The sequence below is a fragment of the Prauserella salsuginis genome, from assembly GCF_024648885.1.
GTDB lineage: Bacteria > Actinomycetota > Actinomycetes > Mycobacteriales > Pseudonocardiaceae > Prauserella > Prauserella salsuginis.
Window position 1 is genome coordinate 804,719 of the sequence record NZ_JANBBF010000008.1, and the last position, 18,173, is coordinate 822,891.

The window sequence follows — 18,173 nt, forward strand, 5'->3', positions numbered from 1 at the left end:
GGCCGGGCGCCGGTCTCAGGCGTCGAGCACGACCGCCAGGCCCTGCCCGACCCCGATGCAGATCGCGGCCAGACCGTACCCACCGCCGCGGCGCCGCAGTTCGTGGGCGAGGGTGCCGAGGATCCTGCCGCCGGAGGCGCCGAGCGGATGGCCGATCGCGATGGCCCCACCGTTGACGTTGACGATGTCCGGGTCGAGCTCGGGCCAGTCGGCCAGACATGCCAGGGATTGTGCGGCGAACGCCTCGTTCAGCTCCACCGCGGCCAGGTCTCCCCAGCCGATGCCGGCACGCTGGAGTGCGATCTCGGCGGCACGCACCGGGCCGATGCCGAACACGTCCGGGTCGACCCCGGCGGCACCACGGCCTGCGATGCGGGCCAGCGGGGTGGCGCCGATCCGGTCGGCGCCCGCCCGGTCACCGAGCAGCAGCGCCGACGCACCGTCGTTGAGCGGCGAGGCGTTGCCCGCGGTGATCGTGCCTTCCGGACGGAACGCCGGCTTGAGCTTCGCCAGCTTGTCCACAGTGGATTCCGGCCGGATTCCCTCGTCCCGCGTCAACTCGGTGCCGGGAACCGGAACGACATGGGTGTCGTAGAACCCGTTGTCCCACGCCTTCGCCGCGTTCACGTGACTGCGGACGGCGAACTCGTCCTGCGCCTCCCGCGAGATCGCGTACTGCTCGGCGACGCGTTCGGTCGACTCGCCGAGCGACACCGTCCACCGCTCCGGCATCCGCGGGTTCACCATCCGCCAGCCGAGCGTGGTCGAGTGCAGCTGTTGATTCGTCGCGGGGAAGGCCTTCTCCGGTTTCTGCAGGACCCATGGGGCGCGGCTCATCGATTCGACACCGCCCGCCACGGCCAGGGACGCGTCGCCGACGGCGATGGTCCGGCTCACCTGCATCGCAGCGTCGAGGCCGGACCCGCACAGCCGATTGACGGTGCCGCCGGGGACGGACGTCGGCCACCCGGCGAGCAGCGAGGCCATGCGCGCCACGTTGCGGTTGTCCTCGCCTGCCTGGTTGGCGTCACCGAGCAGCACTTCATCCACTGTGGCCGGATCGAGGCCGCTGCGCTCCTGCAGCGCCGACAGCACGTGAGCGGCCAGGTCGTCGGGCCGAACCCCCGACAGCGAGCCGGAGTACTTGCCGAACGGCGTACGGACGGCGTCGAGCACGAAGACGTCGGTCACCGCGAAGCCTCCTTCAGTGTGCGCAATGTGGACAGTTCGGCCGCGGTCGGTGCCTCGGTCCGCGTCAGATCCGGCGAGATCTGCAGGTCCCACCCGGTCGCGGCACGCACGTCCTCGACCTCCACACCGGGGTGCAGTTGAGTGAGAACCAGCTCGGCCGTCTCCGGATCGGGCCGCAGCACGCCGAGGTCGGTGATCACCAGGGTCGGACCGGCTCCCGGCAGGCCGAGCCGCTCCCGGTCACCCTTGCCCGAACCGTGACCGACGGACGTCACGAAGTCGACCTTGTCGACGAAACTGCGCGCGCTCTGGCGCACCACCACGAAGACCTCGCGGCACGATGCGGCGATCTCCGGCGCACCGCCCGCACCGGGCAGCCGCACCTTCGGGTCGGTGTAGTCGTCGCCGATGACCGTCGTGTTGATGTTGCCGAACCTGTCCAGCTGCGCGGCACCGAGGAACCCGACGTCGATGCGCCCCGGCTGCAGCCAGTAGTTGAACACCTCGGGCACGCCGATCACGGCGTCGGCCGTTTCGGCCAGCACACCGTCACCGATCGACGACGGCAGGACGTCCGGTTTGGATCCGAGCGTGCCGGACTCGTAGATCAGCACCAGGTCCGGCGCGTGGGTCCGCCGTGCGACGTTCGCCGCCGTCGACGGCAGCCCGATACCGACGAAACACCGCTTGCCGTTCTCCAGCGCACGGGCCGCGGCGATCGACATCATCTCGTCGGACGTGTACTCCGGCTGCGCGCCGGACACAGCGGTCGTGGATGCGGCCCCGGTCATCGCACACCCTCCTTGTCGCCGGTCGTCTCGGTCGCGGACCGTCCCGCGAGCACCTCGTCGCGGACCCAGGTCCGGAAGGTGTCGCGGTCGCGGCCGATGGAGTCCCAGTACTTGTAGTAGGCGTTGTCGCGTTCGGAGTAGCCCTGCGCGTACGACGGGTGAGCGCCGCCGGGAACCTCGGCCACGGCGGTGACGGCCCAGTGCGGCAGGACGACCTGGCCGGCGACGGGCTCGAGCTCGTCGACGACCTCCTCAACCGTCACGAGACTGCGCTCGGCGGCCAGCACGGCCTCCTTCTGCACGCCGACCAGACCCCACATCTGCACGTTGCCGGCGCGGTCGGCACGCTGCGCGTGGATGATCGACACGTCGGGGTTGATCGCGGGCACCGCTGCGAGCTCCTCGCCGGTGAACGGGCAGGTGATCCACTTGATCGTGGCCGTGTGCTCCGGCAGATCCGTGCCGCGATATCCGCGCAGCACGGCGAACGGCAGGCCGGACGCACCCGCGACGTACCTGTTGGCCATGCCCGCGTGGCTGTGTTCCTCGATCTCCAGCGGCACCGGCCACGCGTGCTGCACCGCATCGCGGAACCGGTGCAGCGAGCCGACGCCCGGGTTACCTCCCCACGAGAAGATCAGCTTCCGCGCGCAGCCCGCACCGATGAGCTGGTCGTACACGATGTCCGGCGTCATGCGGACCAGCGTCAGGTCCTTGCGCCCCTGCCGGATGATCTCCTGCCCCGCCGCGTGCGGGATCAGGTGCGTGAATCCTTCGAGCGCGACGACGTCACCGTCGCGCACCAGTTCGCCGACCCCGTCGGCCAGCGACACGATGTCCGCCACCTTCTGCCACCTCGTTCACCCGATACCGGCGGCACCGTCACCGCCGTGGTCGTCGCACGCGCACGCCCGGTCGGCGCACGGGAGCGTGCACGCAGCCAACGCGCGCGGCCCTGCTTCGCCTCACCGGTGTTCGTATAACGCACGAGTGTTCTTTATATGAACATACGCCGTGGCGGAACATCCCGTCAACACACGGCGCTGCCGAGCCCTGCACGTCCGTGCCGCACACGACAGCGCCCCCGCGGCCACAGAGTGGGCCGCGGGGGCGCTGCTGACGAACCGTCGTGGGATCAGGTACTGCCACCGGATTTCTCGGACGAGTCCCCGCCGCCGGGGTCGCCCGCACCGGACGCCGACTCGGCGGTGTTCTCCGCGGGCCTGGTGTTCTCCGCGGGCCTGGTGGTCTCCGAGTGCGCGGCGGTCTCGGTCGCGGGCCCATCGCCGGAGTCGTCGACATCGGACGGTGCCGTTCCCTGCCGCGTCGCCGGTCCACCGTCGGCGGCATCGGCATCGGCATCGGCGTCCGCGTCACCGTCGCCGGAGGAGATCGCGGTGCCGGACTCGGATTCGGCGGCGTCACCGTCACCGTCGCCGACGTCCGGATCGTCCGGGCTGCGCAGCGTTTCCGGCGCTTCCCGCGGCCCCTTGACCCGCGCCAGGACGAAGTACGCCACGGCGCCGAGGAACACGAGCGCGGACACCCACACGTTGACGCGCTGGCCCAGGATCTCGTTGGCGGGGTCGGTGCGCATGAGCTCGATCCAGAAGCGGCCCGCGGTGTATCCCGCGACGTAGAGCGCGAACACGCGCCCGTGGCCGAGCCGCAGCCTGCGGTCGAGCCAGATGATCAGCAGCGCGACGCCGAGGTTCCACAACAGCTCGTACAGGAAGGTCGGATGCACGACCTCGACCGGCACGTCGTTGATCGCCACCCCGCCGAGCGGATCCTCGACGGCGGGGTTGTCCGGCGACACCCGGCGGTAGATCTCCAGCCCCCAGGGCAGATCCGTGGGCCCGCCGTAAAGCTCCTGGTTGAAGTAGTTACCGAGGCGCCCCACCGCCTGTGCGATCACGATGCCGGGCGCGACGGCGTCGGCGACCGCGGGCAGCGGGATTCCCCTGCGGCGGCAGGCGATCCACGCACCGACCGCGCCGAGGGCGATCGCGCCCCAGATGCCGAGTCCGCCCTCCCAGATGTACAGCGCGCGGATCGGATCGCGACCCTCACCGAAGTACAGGTGGTGGTCGGTGATGACGTGGTAGAGCCGGCCACCGACGAGACCCATCGGCGCGGCCCACACCGCGATGTCGATGATCGTGCCCTTGGTACCGCCACGTGCCTGCCAGCGGCGCTCGCCGAGCCAGATCGCGACGACGATGCCGAGGATGATGCAGAGTGCGTACGCCCGCAGCGAGAACGGGCCGATCTCCCAGACGCCACGGTCCGGACTGGGAATGGTGGCGAGGAAGGCAGAAGAGGCGGTACTCACAGGGTCACCGTAACGTGGCGCACCCGGGCGGGCTCGGCCGCGTCACGCACGCGGCCGGCGCACGCCCTCGGCCAGCTCCTTCGTCAGCGCGGCGACCGCATCGGTGCCCTCGCCGGCCTTCGTCACCAGCGCGGACCCGACGATGACGCCGTCGGCGAACGCCGACACCTCGGCGGCCTGATCACCGGAACGTACGCCCAGCCCGACACCGACCGGCAGGTCGGTGTGCGCCCGGGTGCGGTTCACGAGTCCCTGCGCCGCGGCTCCGACGGTGTCGCGGGCGCCGGTCACGCCCATCACCGCGGTGGCGTAGACGAATCCGCTCGCGGCCGCGGTGGTCAACGCGATGCGCTCGTCCGACGACGACGGCGCCACGAGGAAGATGCGGTCCAGGCCGTGGGTGTCCGACGCGGCGATCCACTCCGATCCCTCGTCGGGCGTGAGGTCCGGCGTGATCAACCCGAGGCCGCCCGCTGCGGCGAGATCACGGGCGAACGCGTCGACCCCGTAGTGGAACACCGGGTTCCAGTACGTCATCACGACCGCGCGGCCGCCGCGATTGGCGACCGATTCGACGACCTCGAACAGGTCCTTGAGGCGGAACCCGTTCCGCAGCGCCGTGTCGGCCGCAGCCTGGATCGTCGGTCCGTCCATGACGGGGTCCGAGTACGGGAATCCGACCTCGACCAGGTCCGCGCCGGCGTCGACGGTCGCGGCGAGCAATTCCTTGGACTCGGCGACCGTCGGGTACCCCGCTGGCAGATAGCCGATCAACGCACCGCGGCCCTCACCGCGGGTCTGCGCGAACAGCTCGTCGATGCGGCTCACACGCCCTCCACGAGGTTGAAGTACCGGGCGGCGGTGTCGACGTCCTTGTCGCCGCGGCCGGACAGGCTGACCACGATCAACCCGTCCGGGCCGAGTTCCCGACCGAGCTGCAGCGCGCCCGCAAGCGCGTGAGCGGACTCGACCGCGGGAATGATGCCCTCGGTCTTCGACAGCAGCTGGAAGGCGTCCATCGCCTCGTCGTCGGTGACGGCGCGGTACTCAGCGCGGCCCACATCCTTCAGATGTGAGTGTTCGGGGCCGACGCCCGGATAGTCCAGGCCCGCCGAGATCGAATAGGCCTCGATCGTCTGCCCGTCGTCGTCCTGGAGCAGGTAGGACAGGGCGCCGTGCAGCGTGCCCGGCGTGCCCTGGGTCAGGGTCGCGCCGTGTTCGCCGGAGTCGAGTCCCTTGCCGCCGGGTTCGAGGCCCACCAGCCTGACGTCGGCGTCGTCGAGGAAGCCGTGGAAGATGCCGATCGCGTTCGATCCACCACCGACACAGGCGGCGACGGCGTCCGGGAGCCGGCCCGTCCGTTCGAGGATCTGCTCGCGGGCCTCCTGGCCGATGACCTTGTGGAAGTTCCGCACCATCACCGGAAACGGGTGCGCCCCGGCGGCGGTGCCCAGCAGGTAGTGCGTGGTGTCGACGTTGGTGACCCAGTCGCGCAGCGCCTCGTTGATGGCGTCCTTCAGGGTGCGCGAACCGGTCCCCACCGGAACGACCTCGGCGCCGAGCAGCCGCATACGGGCCACGTTGAGCGCCTGGCGCTCGGTGTCGACCTCGCCCATGTACACGACGCACTCGAGGTCGAGCAGGGCGCAAGCGGTCGCGGTGGCGACACCGTGCTGACCGGCGCCGGTCTCGGCGATGACGCGCTTCTTGCCCATCCGCTTGGTCAGCAGCGCCTGGCCCAGCACGTTGTTGATCTTGTGGGAGCCGGTGTGGTTGAGGTCCTCCCGCTTGAGGAAGATCCGCGCACCACCGGCGTGCTCGGCGAATCGCGGCGCCTCGGTCAGCAGCGACGGCCTGCCCGCGTAGCCGGAGAGCAGCCGCTGGAACTCCGCGGTGAACTCCGGGTCGTGCTGTGCCTTGTCGTATTCGGCGGCCAGTTCGTCGAGCGCGCCCATGAGCGCCTCGGGCAGGAACCGGCCGCCGTAGTCACCGAAGTGACCGCGGGCGTCCGGGTCGTGCTGTGACGACTGTGAAGCGGTGTCGGCCATCCCGGTCACCGGCTCGGACGCGGACAGGCGGGGTGCGACCCCGCGGTGACGAGCTGCACCAGTGCCGCCTTCGGATCGTCGGTGCTCACGAGCCCCTCGCCGACCAGCACGGCGTCGGCCCCGTGGCCCGCGTAGGCCATCAGGTCGCCGGGACCGCGCACGCCGGACTCTGCGATCTTGAACGTCTCCATCGGCAGGCCGGGCGCGAGCCGTGCGAAGACGTCCCGGTCGACCTCGAGGGTGTGCAGATCGCGGGCGTTGATGCCGATGACGGACGCGCCCGCCTCCAGCGCGCGGTCGCACTCCTCGGCGTTGTGCACCTCGACCAGTGCGGTCATGCCCAGCGATTCGACGCGGTCGAGCAGTGCGGCGAGCGCGTTCTGCTCGAGAGCGGCGACGATGAGCAGCACCATGTCGGCGCCGTGCAGTCGGGCCTCGTGCACCTGGTACGGGCTGACGATGAAGTCCTTGCGCAGGATCGGCACGTCCACGGCGGCCCGGACGGCGTCGAGGTCGGCCAACGACCCGCCGAACCGGCGCTGCTCGGTGAGCACGCTGATGACGCGTGCGCCCGCGTCCTCGTAGTCCTTGGCCAGCACGGCAGGATCGTGGATCGCGGCGAGGTCGCCCTTCGACGGGCTCTTCCGCTTCACCTCGGCAATGACGCCGATGCCCGATTCCTGCAGCGAACCCATGACGTCCCGTGGCGCGGGAGCCTCCGCGGCACGCTTCTTCAACTCGTCGAACGGCAGCGCCGACTCACGCTCGGCCAGGTCGGCCCGCACGCCCGCGACGATGTCCTCGAGAACGCTCACCGGTCGACCTCACCGGGTGCCGGGGCCGTTGATTCACTCGCAAGGTGGCTCACAAAAACCTTCCCCTTCCCGCTCTACCGATGCTAACCCGCGGGCTCGTCCAGACCGGGCAGCGGGTCGGCAACAGCCCGGCCCACCACGGGTTTCACTCGGGGTGGCCATCGCGCGGCCGGTCGGCACCCGGGGGGCCACCGGGCTCGATCTCGTTGCCGGGCCCGGCCGCGGCGTCCGGCCCGGTTGCGTGCTCGGACGCAGCCGGATCCCCGGAGGCGGCCGCGGAGTCGGTCGGATCGTCACCCTCCGACAGTGCGTCCCACAGCTCCAGCTCGGGGTCCGTCGCCGCCCCGCGGTCCCCGGGAGCCGAGTACTTCGCGCCCATGCGTGCCATCCGGTGCCCGCGCCAGACCAGCACCGCACCCGCCAGCGCGAGGCAGGCGCCGCCCGCGACGGCGGCAGCAGGGCCCCAGAACGTCCACACCGGCTCAGCCGTGCGGCCCTCGTAGCCAGGGGCCCACCCGGACCAGGCGATGTCGCGGGTGTCGCCAGCGAGGGCCAGGTACACGGTCCACGCGCCGACGACCGCCAGCAGCACGCCCAGTGCCCGCCGCGCCGCACCGCGCAGGGCGAGCGTCGCGGCGACGGCCGCGAGCGCCAGCAGTGCGATCGGCACCGGCCACTGGACCAGCTCGCCGCCGGTGAAGTCGTCGGCCAGCCTGCCGTCGACCGTGCGGCCCTGCGGCACCTCCAGCCACACCAGCCCCGAGGCGCCCCAGAGTGCGCCCGAGCCGAGCAGCAGCACGACCACGACGGCCCACAGGGATCGCTTGTCCTGCCCGGCGGGCCCTGCTGCCCCTCCTCCGGCGGCAGGGGCCTCCTCGGCACCGTGCGGACCGCCCTCGTGGTCAGACACCGTCGTCGCCCGTCCTTTCCACGGGCGGCAGCGGGTCCACCGATCGCAACGTGTCGGCCGCCGCGACGGCCGACAGCACGGTGCGGGCCTTGTTCAGAGCCTCGGTGTCCTCGTAGTCGGGTTCGGAGTCGGCGACGACACCGCCGCCAGCCTGGACGTAGGCCACTCCGCCACGCACCAGGGCCGTACGGATCGCGATGGCCGTGTCGGCGTTGCCGGCGAAGTCGAGATAGCCCACGACGCCGCCGTACAGCCCGCGCCGGGTCGGTTCGAGCCGCTCGATGAGCTCCATCGCCCGCACCTTGGGCGCACCGGAGAGTGTGCCGGCGGGAAAGCACGCGGCGACCGCGTCGATCGCCGTCGCCTCGTCGGCGAGCTCACCGGTCACGGTCGACACGATGTGCATGACGTGGCTGTAGCGCTCGATGGCGAAGAAGTCGACCACCTGGACCGAACCGGGCTTGCACACCTTGCCGAGGTCGTTGCGGCCGAGGTCGACGAGCATCAGGTGCTCGGCCCGTTCCTTCTCGTCGGCGAGCAGTCCCTTGGCCAGCTGGGCGTCCTCCTCGGGATCGGCGCCGCGCCAGCGGGTGCCCGCGATCGGGTGCGTCGTGGCCTTGCCGTCGCGCACCGTCACCAGCGATTCGGGACTCGAGCCGACGATGTCGAACCCGTCGAGGCGCAGCAGGTACATGTACGGGCTCGGGTTGGAAGTGCGCAGGACCCGGTAGATGTCCAGCGCATCGGCACCGGTGCGCAGTTCGAACCGTTGCGACGGCACGATCTGGAACGCCTCGCCCGCGTGGATGGCCTCCTTCGCCGCCTCGACGGCCGCGTGGAAGTCGTCCTTGGTGCGGGCCCGGTCGAACTCGGGAGCCGGCCGGTCGAACACCGCGTTCGTGGCGGGCGCGGGCGCGCCGAGCCGTGCGGTCATGGCGTCGAGTCTGCGAACCGCGTCCTCGTAGGCGGCGTCGACCCGTTCCGGACTGTCGTCCCAGTTCACCGCGTTGGCGATGAGCGTGACCGTGCCCTCGTGGTGGTCGAACGCCGCCAGGTCGGTCGCCAGCAGCATCGTCACCTCGGGAATGTCGAGGTCCTTCTCGGCGATCTCCGGCAGCCGTTCGAGCCAGCGCACGGCGTCGTAACCGATGTAGCCGACCATGCCGCCGGTCAGCGGCGGCATTCCGGGCAGCGGCTCGGTGTGCAGCGTCTCGAGCGTCTCGCGCAGTACCGCCAGCGGGTCGCCGCCCGTGGGCAGGCCCGCCACCGGGGTCCCCGTCCATACCGCTTCGCCGTCGCGCACGGTCAGCGCCGACGGGCTGTGCACGCCGATGAACGACCATCGCGACCAGGACTCGCCGTTCTCCGCCGACTCGAGCAGGAACGTGCCGGGGCGGTCCTCGGCGAGCTTGCGGTACAGGGCGACGGGCGTGTCGGCGTCCGCGAGCACACGGCGGACGACCGGGATCACGCGCCGGTCCTCGGCGAGTTCGCGGAACTCCGAGGCCGTCGGGGTGACAGCGCCCAGGCCGGCACGGGCGGCCTCGACGGAATGGGCAGTGACCATGGGGTTCATTGTGCCGTCGCTGCCCGCCGGGCCCGGCGGTGGGATCGGTGCCCGCGGATCAGCGATGATGGCGGGGTGACCAGCACACCCCACCGCACCGCCGACGACGGATCCCGGCGCCGCGGCCGCAGGCCCGCCGGCGAGGACACGCGCACCGCGTTGTTGGAGGCCGCACGCGCAGAGTTCGCCGACGGCGGGTTCGGCGGAGCGACCGTGCGCGCGATCGCGACCCGCGCGGGCGTCGACGCCGCCATGGTCAATCACTGGTTCGGCGGCAAGGACCAGCTGTTCGCCGAGGCGGTGCTGCAGGTGCCGTTCGATCTGGCCGAGGTGGTCGCCACCGTCACCTCCTACGGCCGCGACCGCCTCGGCGAAGGCATCGTCCGCACGTTCGTCGGACTCTGGGACGGCGCGGGCGGCGACCGCTTCACCGCACTGATCCGCAGTGTCACGGCCAACCCCGAGGCGATGCGCACGCTGCGCGCCGTGCTGGTCGCCAAGGTGATCGGCCCGGTCGCGGCCGCCGCTGACACCGACCGCCCGGAGCTGCGCGCGTCACTGTGCGCGAGCCAGGTGGTCGGCCTGGGTATGGCGCGCTACGTCGCCCGGTTCGAACCGCTCAGTTCGGCCGATCCGGACACCGTCGTCGCGGCGGTCGCCCCGACCCTCCAGCGTTACCTCACCGGCGACCTCGACCACCCGTGACCGGCGGCCGTCGCGGGTGAGGGGTGTTCGGGGTCAGCTCGACTGTGCGTCGTCGGCCAGCAGGAGATCGGCGTCGAAGCACGTCCGCGCGCCCGTGTGGCACGCGGGCCCGGTCTGGTCGACCCGCACCAGCAGCGTGTCGCCATCGCAGTCCAGCCGGACCTCACGCACGTGCTGCACGTTGCCCGAGGTCTCGCCCTTGACCCACAGCTGCTGCCTGCTCCGCGAGAAGTAGGTCGCGCGACGCGTCGTGAGCGTGCGCGCGAGCGCCTCGTCGTCCATCCACGCCACCATGAGCACGTCGGACGTCGCGTGATCGACGACCACGGCGCACACGAGCTCGTCGGCACCCCGTTTGAGCCTGTCGGCGAGGGCCGGGTCGAGGCCCGCCTCCCCCGCGCTCACCGGATCTCCACGTTTCCGGCCTTCAGGGCCGTCTTGACGTCGCCGATCGTGAACTCCCCGAAGTGGAACACGCTGGCGGCGAGTACCGCGTCGGCGCCCGCGTCGACCGCGGGCAGGAAGTGCTCGACCGCGCCGGCGCCACCGCTCGCGATCACCGGCACCCGCACCGCCGCGCGCACGAGCCGCAGCAGTTCGAGGTCGAAACCGGCCTTGGTGCCGTCGGCGTCCATCGAGTTCAGCAGGATCTCGCCGACGCCGAGCTGTTCGCCCCGTACCGCCCATTCCACCGCGTCGATACCGGTGCCCTGCCGCCCGCCGTGCGTGGTCACCTCGAAACCGGACGGGGTCGGCTCGCCGCCGTCGGGCACGCGGCGGGCGTCGACCGACAGCACGACGCATTGCGCGCCGAACCGCTGGGAGGCCTCCCGCAGCAGTTCCGGGCGGGCGATCGCCGCCGTGTTGATGCTGACCTTGTCGGCGCCCGCGCGCAGCAGCCGGTCGACGTCGTCGGTGCTGCGCACCCCGCCTCCGACGGTGAGTGGGATGAACACCTGCTCGGCGGTGCGCCGCACCACGTCGTAGGTGGTCTCGCGGTCGCCCGAGGACGCGGTCACGTCGAGGAACGTCAGTTCGTCGGCGCCTGCGGCGTCGTAGGCGCGCGCCAACTCGACGGGGTCGCCCGCATCACGCAGGTCGACGAAATTGACGCCTTTGACGACACGTCCCGCGTCGACGTCGAGACACGGGATCACCCTCACCGCAACGGACATGCCCCCAGAGTAGGTAAGCCGTGCGGAGCGCGTCCGGTTGGGCGGTGGTGGGAGACGGGCGTGCCTAGGTAAGCCGCGCGACACGCGTCCGTTCAGGCGGTGTGGGAGGCAGGCGGGCATCACTGCGGCGGCGACGGGGAAGCCGGTGTGCACAGAAGGGATCCGCGGTCGCCCGACGCGATCATCACGCGCGGTGTCGCCCGGGCTCGACCGGCGGTCCTGCGTACGATCCCGTGATTGTGACGGCAGACGGAGCAATGGTCGCAACCCGAACGGCGGCGGAGACCGCGCACCCGCAGGAGAAGTCGGCGTCCGGGGCGGCGCGCCTGCCGCGGTGGCGCTCGCGCCTGCAGGGCGCGGCAGCCGTGGCCGCGGGTTCGGCCATGATCGGCGCGCACGGTGCCTACTACGGCAACTGGATCGTCGACGACGCCGCGATCACGTTCTCCTACGCGCGCAGTTTCTCGGAAGGCCTGGGCCCCGTCGTGCAGGCCGGGGCCCAGCCGGTCGAAGGGTTCTCCAACGTCACGTGGACGCTGTTGCTCGCGCTGGCCCGACTCGTGGGCCTGTTCGACCACGGCACGATCTTCGGGATCCCCGACTACGTCCTGCTGCCGAAGGTGCTCGCGCTCGTGCTGTGCGCGGGCATCCTCACCGCGTGCCATGCCGCGCTGACCCGGGTGCTCGTGCGGCCGTGGCTGGGGACCCTCGCCGTGGGCGGCCTGCTCGCGATGACGCCGTCGTTCGTGATCTGGGTGGTCTCGGGGCTGGAGAACGCTCTCTACGGGCTGCTGATCACGACGCTGGCAGTGCTGGTGTTCCGTGCGGTACTGGACGATGCCGTGCTGCGGTGGCGGCTGGCGGTCGGTGCGGGCCTGCTCGCCGCACTGGCGGCACTCACGCGGCCCGAGGGGCTGATCTACGGCGGTGTGTATCCGCTGGTCGTGCTGGGGACGCTGTGGCGGTCGCGAGGAGCGCCGGTGTCGACGGCGGTGCGGTACATCGCGCTGTCGACGGCGGCGTTCGTCGGTGCGGCCGGTGCGTACTTTCTGTGGCGCCGGGTCACGTTCGGCGAGTGGCTGTCGGCGCCGTCGATCGCGAAGTCCCAAGGTCTTCCGTATCCGACGGACCTGCCGAAGGCGGGGCAGATCGTCGGCTATGCGGGCGCACCCGCGATCCTGCTGGTCTGCGTGTTCGTCGGGATGCTGCTGGCCAGGCCGCCGTGGTGGCGGCGCGGGCTCTTCGCACTGCTGGTGCCGCTGGGACTGGGGCTCGTCGCGTTCACCGTGCTCGAGGACGACTGGATGGGGCACCTGCGGTTCGCCACGCCGATCTGGGTTCTCGGCGCGCTCACCGCGGTGCTGGCGGCGGCCGAGGTCGTACGGCGCGTGCGGGGCGGGGCCCGAGCGGCGGTCGTGACCGGGATGGTGGTGGCGCTGGTGGCGAGCGGGTCGTCGTTCGCGGTGGCCGCCTACGACTTCCGCCGCGCGCCGACGTTGTCGGCCTGTCACGTGGCGGATCGCTACGGCCGCGCGTTCAACGGCTACGCCGACCTGCTCGGCCTGGACCGCGCGTCGCTACTGCTGCCCGATCTCGGCGGCACCTCGATGACCAGCAGGCTACGGCTGGTCGACATGGCCGGGCTGACCGACGTCCGCATGGCGCACATGATCCGCAACGAGGACAGGGCGGGCACGAAACGCTACGTCTTCGACGAGGTCCGGCCCACGTTCATCCACACTCGCCTGCCGTGGACGGGCGGGGGTGATCTCACGGAGGATCCGCGGTTCACGCGCGACTACGTGCGGATCTTCGCCGAGCCCGGGCATCCGTGGCCGGACGGCGATTGGGTCCGCCGGGACGTGGTACCCGACTCGGCGACGCTGGAACGGCTGCGTGCCTACGCCGGGGCGACCGCGGGGCGCGTCGCCGACGCCTCGGTGGCTCCGACCAGTTCGTGCGGCGACACCCTGGGCGTCGGCTCGACGCTACGCCCCGCCCCGCCCGGAGGCCCCGACGGCCGCCCCGGCGAATAGGCTCGCCGGCGTGAGCGAATTGGAACGGCTCGGTGCCGAGAAGTACGTGCTGCTGACCACGTTCCGGCGGTCGGGCACGGCGGTGCCGACCCCGGTGTGGATCGCGCGCGACGGCGACGAGCTCGTGCTCTACAGCGCCCGCGACGCAGGCAAGGTCAAACGCATCCGTGCGAGCGTCGAGGTCGAGGTGATTGCGTGCGACGTGCGCGGCGCCAACACCCATGGCGACACCGTGCACGGGACGGCCAGGGTGCTCGACGAGACCGGCAGCGCTCGCGCCCGCGAGGCGATCGCCCGCAAGTACGGGCTGTTCGGCAAGCTCGCGATGCTGGGCAGCAGGCTCCGAGGCGGGACGTCCCGCACCGTCGGCATCGCCATCACCCTGGCCGCATGACCCCGTCAGGGAACGGGCACGTCGCGGCCGTTCAGACCGCGGCGACGGCTTCGAGGGCTTCCGGCAGGGTGAAGGCCTGGGCGTAGAGCGCCTTGCCGATGATCGCACCTTCGACGCCGTCGCGTTCCAGTGCCGCCAGCGACCGCAGGTCGTCCACACTGGACACACCACCGGAGGCGATGATCGCGGCATCGGTGCGGGCCGTCACCTCGCGCAGCAGGCCGACGTTCGGCCCCTTCAGCGTGCCGTCCTTGCTGACGTCGGTCACGACGTAGCGCTGGGCACCGTCGTGGTCCAGACGGTCCATGACCTGCCAGAGGTCACCGCCGTCCTGGGTCCAGCCGCGGGCGGCGAGCCGGTACCCGTCCTCGCCGATCCGCACGTCCAGGCCGATCGCGACCCGGTCGCCGTACTCGGACACGACCTTCGCGCACCAGTCGGGCGATTCGAGCGCCGCCGTGCCCAGGTTGACCCGCCGGGCGCCGGTGGCGAGCGCGGCCTTCAGCGACTCGTCGTCGCGGATACCGCCCGACAGTTCCACCGCGGCGTCGAGCTTCGCCACGACGTCGGCCAGCAGCTCCCGGTTCGATCCCTTGCCGAACGCGGCGTCGAGGTCGACCAGATGCACCCACTCGGCACCGTCGCGCTGCCAGGTCAGCGCCGCCTCGAGCGGCGATCCGTAGGACGTCTCGGTGCCGGCCTCGCCCTGCACCAGGCGTACGGCCTGGCCGTCGGCGACATCAACGGCGGGAAGGAGTGTCAGCGTCACGGTTGCCAACTCTAAGGCCCGGCTCCGCCGATCGGCCTACAGGGGCAGTCGCCCGCATCGGACCGGCACCGACGGCTCCCGGCACCGGGGCCTACAGCGCGGTGACCCAGTTGCGCAGCAGCTGCGCCCCCGCGTCGCCGGACTTCTCCGGGTGGAACTGGGTGGCGCTCAACGCGCCGTTCTCCACGGCGGCGACGAAATCCTCGCCGTGGTGGGCCCACGTCACCCGCGGCTGCGTGCCGCCGAGCTCCGACTGCAGGGTCCACTCGCGGACCGCGTAGGAGTGCACGAAGTAGAACCGCTCGCCGGGGTCGATGCCGTCGAACAGCCGCGACCCCTCCGGCGCCCGCACCGTGTTCCAGCCCATGTGCGGGAGGACGTCGGCCTCGAGCCGTTCGACCGTGCCCGGCCACTCCCCCGTGCCCTCGGTCTCGACACCGTGCTCGACCCCGCGCTCGAACAGGATCTGCATTCCGACACAGATGCCCAGCACGGGCCTACCGCCCGCGAGGCGTTTGCCGACGATGCGGTCCCCCTGCACCGACCGCAATCCCTCGGCGCACGCCGCGAACGCGCCGACCCCGGGCACGACCAGCCCGTCGGCCTCGAGCGCGGCATGCGGATCCGCGGTCACCTCGACGTCGGCACCCGCGCGCTCGAGGGCGCGTTCGGCACTGCGGAGGTTGCCCGATCCGTAGTCGAGAATCACAACTGAAGGCACGGTTCCAGGCTACCCGGCGCGCCGTGGCGCCACCGCTACCGGCAACAGCGCCAGTGACCACGCCGCGAGCAGGCCGAAGGCCACAACGTACGACGTGCCGGACACGATGGCGCCGACGGCGACCGCGCCCAGTCCCTGACCCGCGTCGAACGCCACGTTCCACGAGATGCTCGCGCGGCCGGCCGACGTGCGCTGGAACATCGACACGAGCGAGTCGTTCTGCACGGCGCCGAAGCCGATGCCGAACACGATCATCGACATCACGACGAGCCAGACCGGGCCGCCCTCGCTGAACAGCGCGTAGCCCGCCAGACCGAGACCCGACAGGGCCCTGCCCGGCGTCAGCAACCGGCCGGTCCACCGGGTGCCGAGCCTGCCGGCCGCCCAGCGCGACAGGGTGGTGGCGAGCGGCATCAGCAACAGCGCGACGGACGAACCCGGGGCGAGCAGCAGGATCGGGGTGAACGTCGCCAGGGCGCCGAGACCGGTCGAGGCGGCGAGCATCGGCAGCCACGGCCGCCACGTCTCCCGCACGGTCGGAAGGAAGCCGCCGCCGCGCTCCGGTTCCGTACTGGGCCGGGCGGGTGGCAGGAACACGGCGGGCAGGAGTGCGAGCGCGGGCAGCACGGTCGCGAGCAGGAACACGGCGACGAAACCCCAGTGCTCGGCCAGCCACGGACCGGCGGGCAGCCCGATGAGCTGCGGCAGGCCGGTGGCGAGACCGTAGATGCCCGAGCCGCGGGGAACGGCGGCGGGCGGCAGGAGTTCGGCGATGAGCGCGCTGCCGCACACCGTCAGCAGGCCGAACCCGATGCCGCGCAGCAGCGAGAGCGTCAGGATGCCCTCGGGGGAACTCCACTCGATCAGCACCGGGGTGGGCACGCCGAGGAACGCGATGCCGGCGAGGATCGCCGTGCGGTAGCCGTAGCGGCGCACGAGCAGGCCCGTGCCGAGCTGGGTCACCACGGTGCTGGCCATGAACACGCCGGTGGCGGCGCCCGCGGCGAACGTGCCCGCTCCCTGGCGGACCGCCCACAGCGGGACGACGGGCAGCAGCAGCGAGAAGCCGGTCAACGCGAGGGCGGTCGCGACGAGCGACAACCGGAACGGCCCGTGCCGCCACGGCGACTCGTCGCGGGGCCGGGCCTCGGATGCGTCGTCAGGCATGGCGACAGTTCTAGTACGTGCGTACAGCTCCCACCAGGGGCGGGCGCAGGGAACGTGTGCAGGGCCTCACCGTAGGGCCTCACCGTAGGGCCTCACCGCAGAGCGGCCCACGAGGTCAGCTCGTCGGCGGTCCACGTGTTCACGATCCGGTCGGGGGTCACGCCGCATTCGCTGGCGCGCACGCAGCCGAACGGCAGCCACGACAGCTGTCCCGGCGCGTGCGCGTCGGTGTCGATGGCGAACCGGCATCCCTCCTCCTGCGCGAGCCGCAACAGCCGCCGCGGCGGGTCGAGCCGCTCCGGCCGCGAGTTGATCTCCACGGCGACGTCGAACTCCCGGCAGGCCGCGAACACCGCCTTCGCGTCGAACTGCGATTCGGGCCTGCCCCGTCCGGCGACGAGCCTGCCGGTGCAGTGGCCGAGGATGTTCACCCGCGGGTTCGCCACGGCCGTCAGCATCCGCTCGGTCATCTCCGCCGCGGACATCCGCAGTTTCGAATGCACGCTCGCGACGACGACGTCGAGCTGTTCGAGCAGGTCCGGATCCTGGTCGAGCGAACCGTCGTCGAGGATGTCGACTTCAATGCCGGTGAGGATCCGCAGCGGGGCGAGGCGCTCGCTGCACTCGGCCACGACGTCGAGCTGCCTGCGGAGCCGCTCGGCCGACAAGCCGCGGGCGACCGTCAACCGGGGCGAGTGGTCGGTGAGCACGAGATACTCGTGACCGAGCGCGCGGGCGGCCTCGGCCATCTCCTCGATGGAGCTGCCGCCGTCGGACCAGTCCGAGTGCGTATGGCAGTCCCCGCGCAGGGCTGCATGCAACGGCCCGCCGTCCGGGATGCCTGGTGCACCGCGCGATTCCAGGTCCGTCAGATATGCCGGTTCCCTGCCCTGCACGGCCTCGGCGACGACCCCCGCGGTCGTCTTCCCGATTCCGGCGAGTTCGGTCAACGTGCCGGCCTCGACCCTGCGGGCCAGCTCCCCGTCGGGTAGGTCCGCGACCACGGCGGCGGCGTTGCGGAAGGCCCGCACCCGGTAGCTCGGCTCCCCGGAGCGTTCCAGGTGCAGGGCGATCTGGCGCAGCACGTTCACGGGGTCCATCGCTCACCTCGCCGGTTCGGCGGCTCACCCGGCCGCGGGACTCGTCCGGCCGCAGGGTCCGCCGGCCGGGCCGGTCGCGGTCGGCGTACTACGATCCGGTGACGTCATTATCGTGGACAGCGGCGGTTTTCACGCGGCGCTGCCGATCACCGGATCCGGTCGGCGTCCGCACCCGGCGTGACCGTGCCCTCGGCCATCCGGCCCAGTGCACCCTACGACCGTCGTAACCCGTTCCGGCCTGCGAGAACGAGCTGCGGTGGTCCGACGGGGGTCGCGTCGGACCACCGTGCACACAGGCCGTATCTTGACCCGGTAGTCGGGGTCCGTTATTGCACGCACAGCGCGTGGAGGGGTTGTTTTGCCGCAGGAACCTCGGTGGCCAGGGCCTTCGGAATCGCAGCCGAACGAGTGGCCCGAATCCCACACCGAGCAGACCGATATTCTGCCCG

Annotated in this window: 18 protein-coding genes; 3 read left to right on the plus strand and 15 right to left on the minus strand. The window is 71.6% G+C overall.

Annotated elements, in window-relative coordinates:
- Positions 1-15: 15 nt before the first annotated feature.
- From LY40_RS05210 to LY40_RS05250, 9 genes are all read right to left on the minus strand, one after another.
- Positions 16-1,191, minus strand: a complete 1,176-nt coding sequence (locus LY40_RS05210) for a thiolase family protein (RefSeq protein ID WP_258936092.1) — start codon at positions 1,189-1,191, stop codon at positions 16-18.
- Positions 1,188-1,982, minus strand: a complete 795-nt coding sequence (locus LY40_RS05215; protein ID WP_183787029.1) for a CoA-transferase subunit beta — start codon at positions 1,980-1,982, stop codon at positions 1,188-1,190. Before LY40_RS05215 ends, LY40_RS05210 begins: the two co-directional genes overlap by 4 nt.
- Positions 1,979-2,827, minus strand: coding sequence for a CoA transferase subunit A (locus LY40_RS05220; protein WP_258936093.1), 849 nt, complete (start codon positions 2,825-2,827; stop codon positions 1,979-1,981). Before LY40_RS05220 ends, LY40_RS05215 begins: the two co-directional genes overlap by 4 nt.
- Before the next feature lie 290 nt (positions 2,828-3,117).
- The gene (gene lgt / locus LY40_RS05225) at positions 3,118-4,317 is read right to left on the minus strand and encodes a prolipoprotein diacylglyceryl transferase (protein WP_258936094.1); all 1,200 of its coding nucleotides are present in this window, start codon (positions 4,315-4,317) and stop codon (positions 3,118-3,120) included.
- A 42-nt stretch (positions 4,318-4,359) separates the two neighbouring features.
- Entirely contained in the window at positions 4,360-5,145 is a 786-nt protein-coding gene (trpA, locus tag LY40_RS05230; protein WP_258936095.1) for a tryptophan synthase subunit alpha, read from the minus strand.
- On the minus strand, positions 5,142-6,365 hold the full coding sequence (trpB, locus tag LY40_RS05235; protein ID WP_183787033.1) for a tryptophan synthase subunit beta: 1,224 nt from the start codon (positions 6,363-6,365) through the stop codon (positions 5,142-5,144). Before trpB ends, trpA begins: the two co-directional genes overlap by 4 nt.
- A 5-nt stretch (positions 6,366-6,370) precedes the next feature.
- Positions 6,371-7,180: an indole-3-glycerol phosphate synthase TrpC gene (gene trpC, locus LY40_RS05240; protein WP_183787034.1), complete on the minus strand. Its 810-nt coding sequence runs from the start codon at positions 7,178-7,180 to the stop codon at positions 6,371-6,373.
- Between the two features lie 145 nt (positions 7,181-7,325).
- On the minus strand, positions 7,326-8,090 hold the full coding sequence (locus tag LY40_RS05245) for a Trp biosynthesis-associated membrane protein (RefSeq protein WP_258936096.1): 765 nt from the start codon (positions 8,088-8,090) through the stop codon (positions 7,326-7,328).
- Positions 8,083-9,657, minus strand: a complete 1,575-nt coding sequence (locus LY40_RS05250; protein ID WP_258936097.1) for an anthranilate synthase component I — start codon at positions 9,655-9,657, stop codon at positions 8,083-8,085. Before LY40_RS05250 ends, LY40_RS05245 begins: the two co-directional genes overlap by 8 nt.
- 75 nt (positions 9,658-9,732) lie before the next feature.
- Here LY40_RS05250 and LY40_RS05255 point away from each other — a divergent pair, with 75 nt between their 5' ends.
- Complete coding sequence (locus tag LY40_RS05255; RefSeq protein ID WP_258936098.1) at positions 9,733-10,362, plus strand: TetR/AcrR family transcriptional regulator; 630 nt, start codon at positions 9,733-9,735, stop codon at positions 10,360-10,362.
- A 33-nt stretch (positions 10,363-10,395) separates the two neighbouring features.
- On the opposite strand, the gene hisI is transcribed toward LY40_RS05255, so the two are convergent.
- A complete protein-coding gene (hisI, locus tag LY40_RS05260) occupies positions 10,396-10,767 on the minus strand; it encodes a phosphoribosyl-AMP cyclohydrolase (protein WP_258936099.1) in 372 nt (123 codons plus the stop codon).
- Positions 10,764-11,537: an imidazole glycerol phosphate synthase subunit HisF gene (hisF, locus tag LY40_RS05265; RefSeq protein ID WP_258936100.1), complete on the minus strand. Its 774-nt coding sequence runs from the start codon at positions 11,535-11,537 to the stop codon at positions 10,764-10,766. Before hisF ends, hisI begins: the two co-directional genes overlap by 4 nt.
- Before the next feature lie 257 nt (positions 11,538-11,794).
- On the opposite strand from hisF, the gene LY40_RS05270 reads away from it, so the two are divergent.
- Both LY40_RS05270 and LY40_RS05275 read left to right on the plus strand, forming a co-directional pair.
- Positions 11,795-13,573 (plus strand): hypothetical protein, encoded by a 1,779-nt coding sequence (locus tag LY40_RS05270; protein ID WP_258936101.1) that lies wholly within the window; start codon positions 11,795-11,797, stop codon positions 13,571-13,573.
- Positions 13,574-13,583: 10 nt separating this feature from the next.
- Complete coding sequence (locus tag LY40_RS05275) at positions 13,584-13,967, plus strand: PPOX class F420-dependent oxidoreductase (protein ID WP_183787041.1); 384 nt, start codon at positions 13,584-13,586, stop codon at positions 13,965-13,967.
- A gap of 31 nt (positions 13,968-13,998) precedes the next feature.
- Here the strand turns inward: LY40_RS05275 and priA are convergent, their stop codons facing one another.
- The 4 genes from priA to LY40_RS05295 all read right to left on the minus strand — a co-directional run bounded on the left by priA (position 13,999) and on the right by LY40_RS05295 (position 17,724).
- On the minus strand, positions 13,999-14,736 hold the full coding sequence (gene priA / locus LY40_RS05280) for a bifunctional 1-(5-phosphoribosyl)-5-((5-phosphoribosylamino)methylideneamino)imidazole-4-carboxamide isomerase/phosphoribosylanthranilate isomerase PriA (protein WP_183787042.1): 738 nt from the start codon (positions 14,734-14,736) through the stop codon (positions 13,999-14,001).
- 91 nt (positions 14,737-14,827) lie between these two features.
- Positions 14,828-15,457, minus strand: a complete 630-nt coding sequence (gene hisH / locus LY40_RS05285; RefSeq protein WP_183787043.1) for an imidazole glycerol phosphate synthase subunit HisH — start codon at positions 15,455-15,457, stop codon at positions 14,828-14,830.
- Between the two features lie 9 nt (positions 15,458-15,466).
- A complete protein-coding gene (locus LY40_RS05290; RefSeq protein WP_258936102.1) occupies positions 15,467-16,624 on the minus strand; it encodes an MFS transporter in 1,158 nt (385 codons plus the stop codon).
- Between the two features lie 92 nt (positions 16,625-16,716).
- A complete protein-coding gene (locus LY40_RS05295) occupies positions 16,717-17,724 on the minus strand; it encodes a PHP domain-containing protein (RefSeq protein ID WP_183787045.1) in 1,008 nt (335 codons plus the stop codon).
- Between the last annotated feature and the right edge of the window lie 449 nt (positions 17,725-18,173).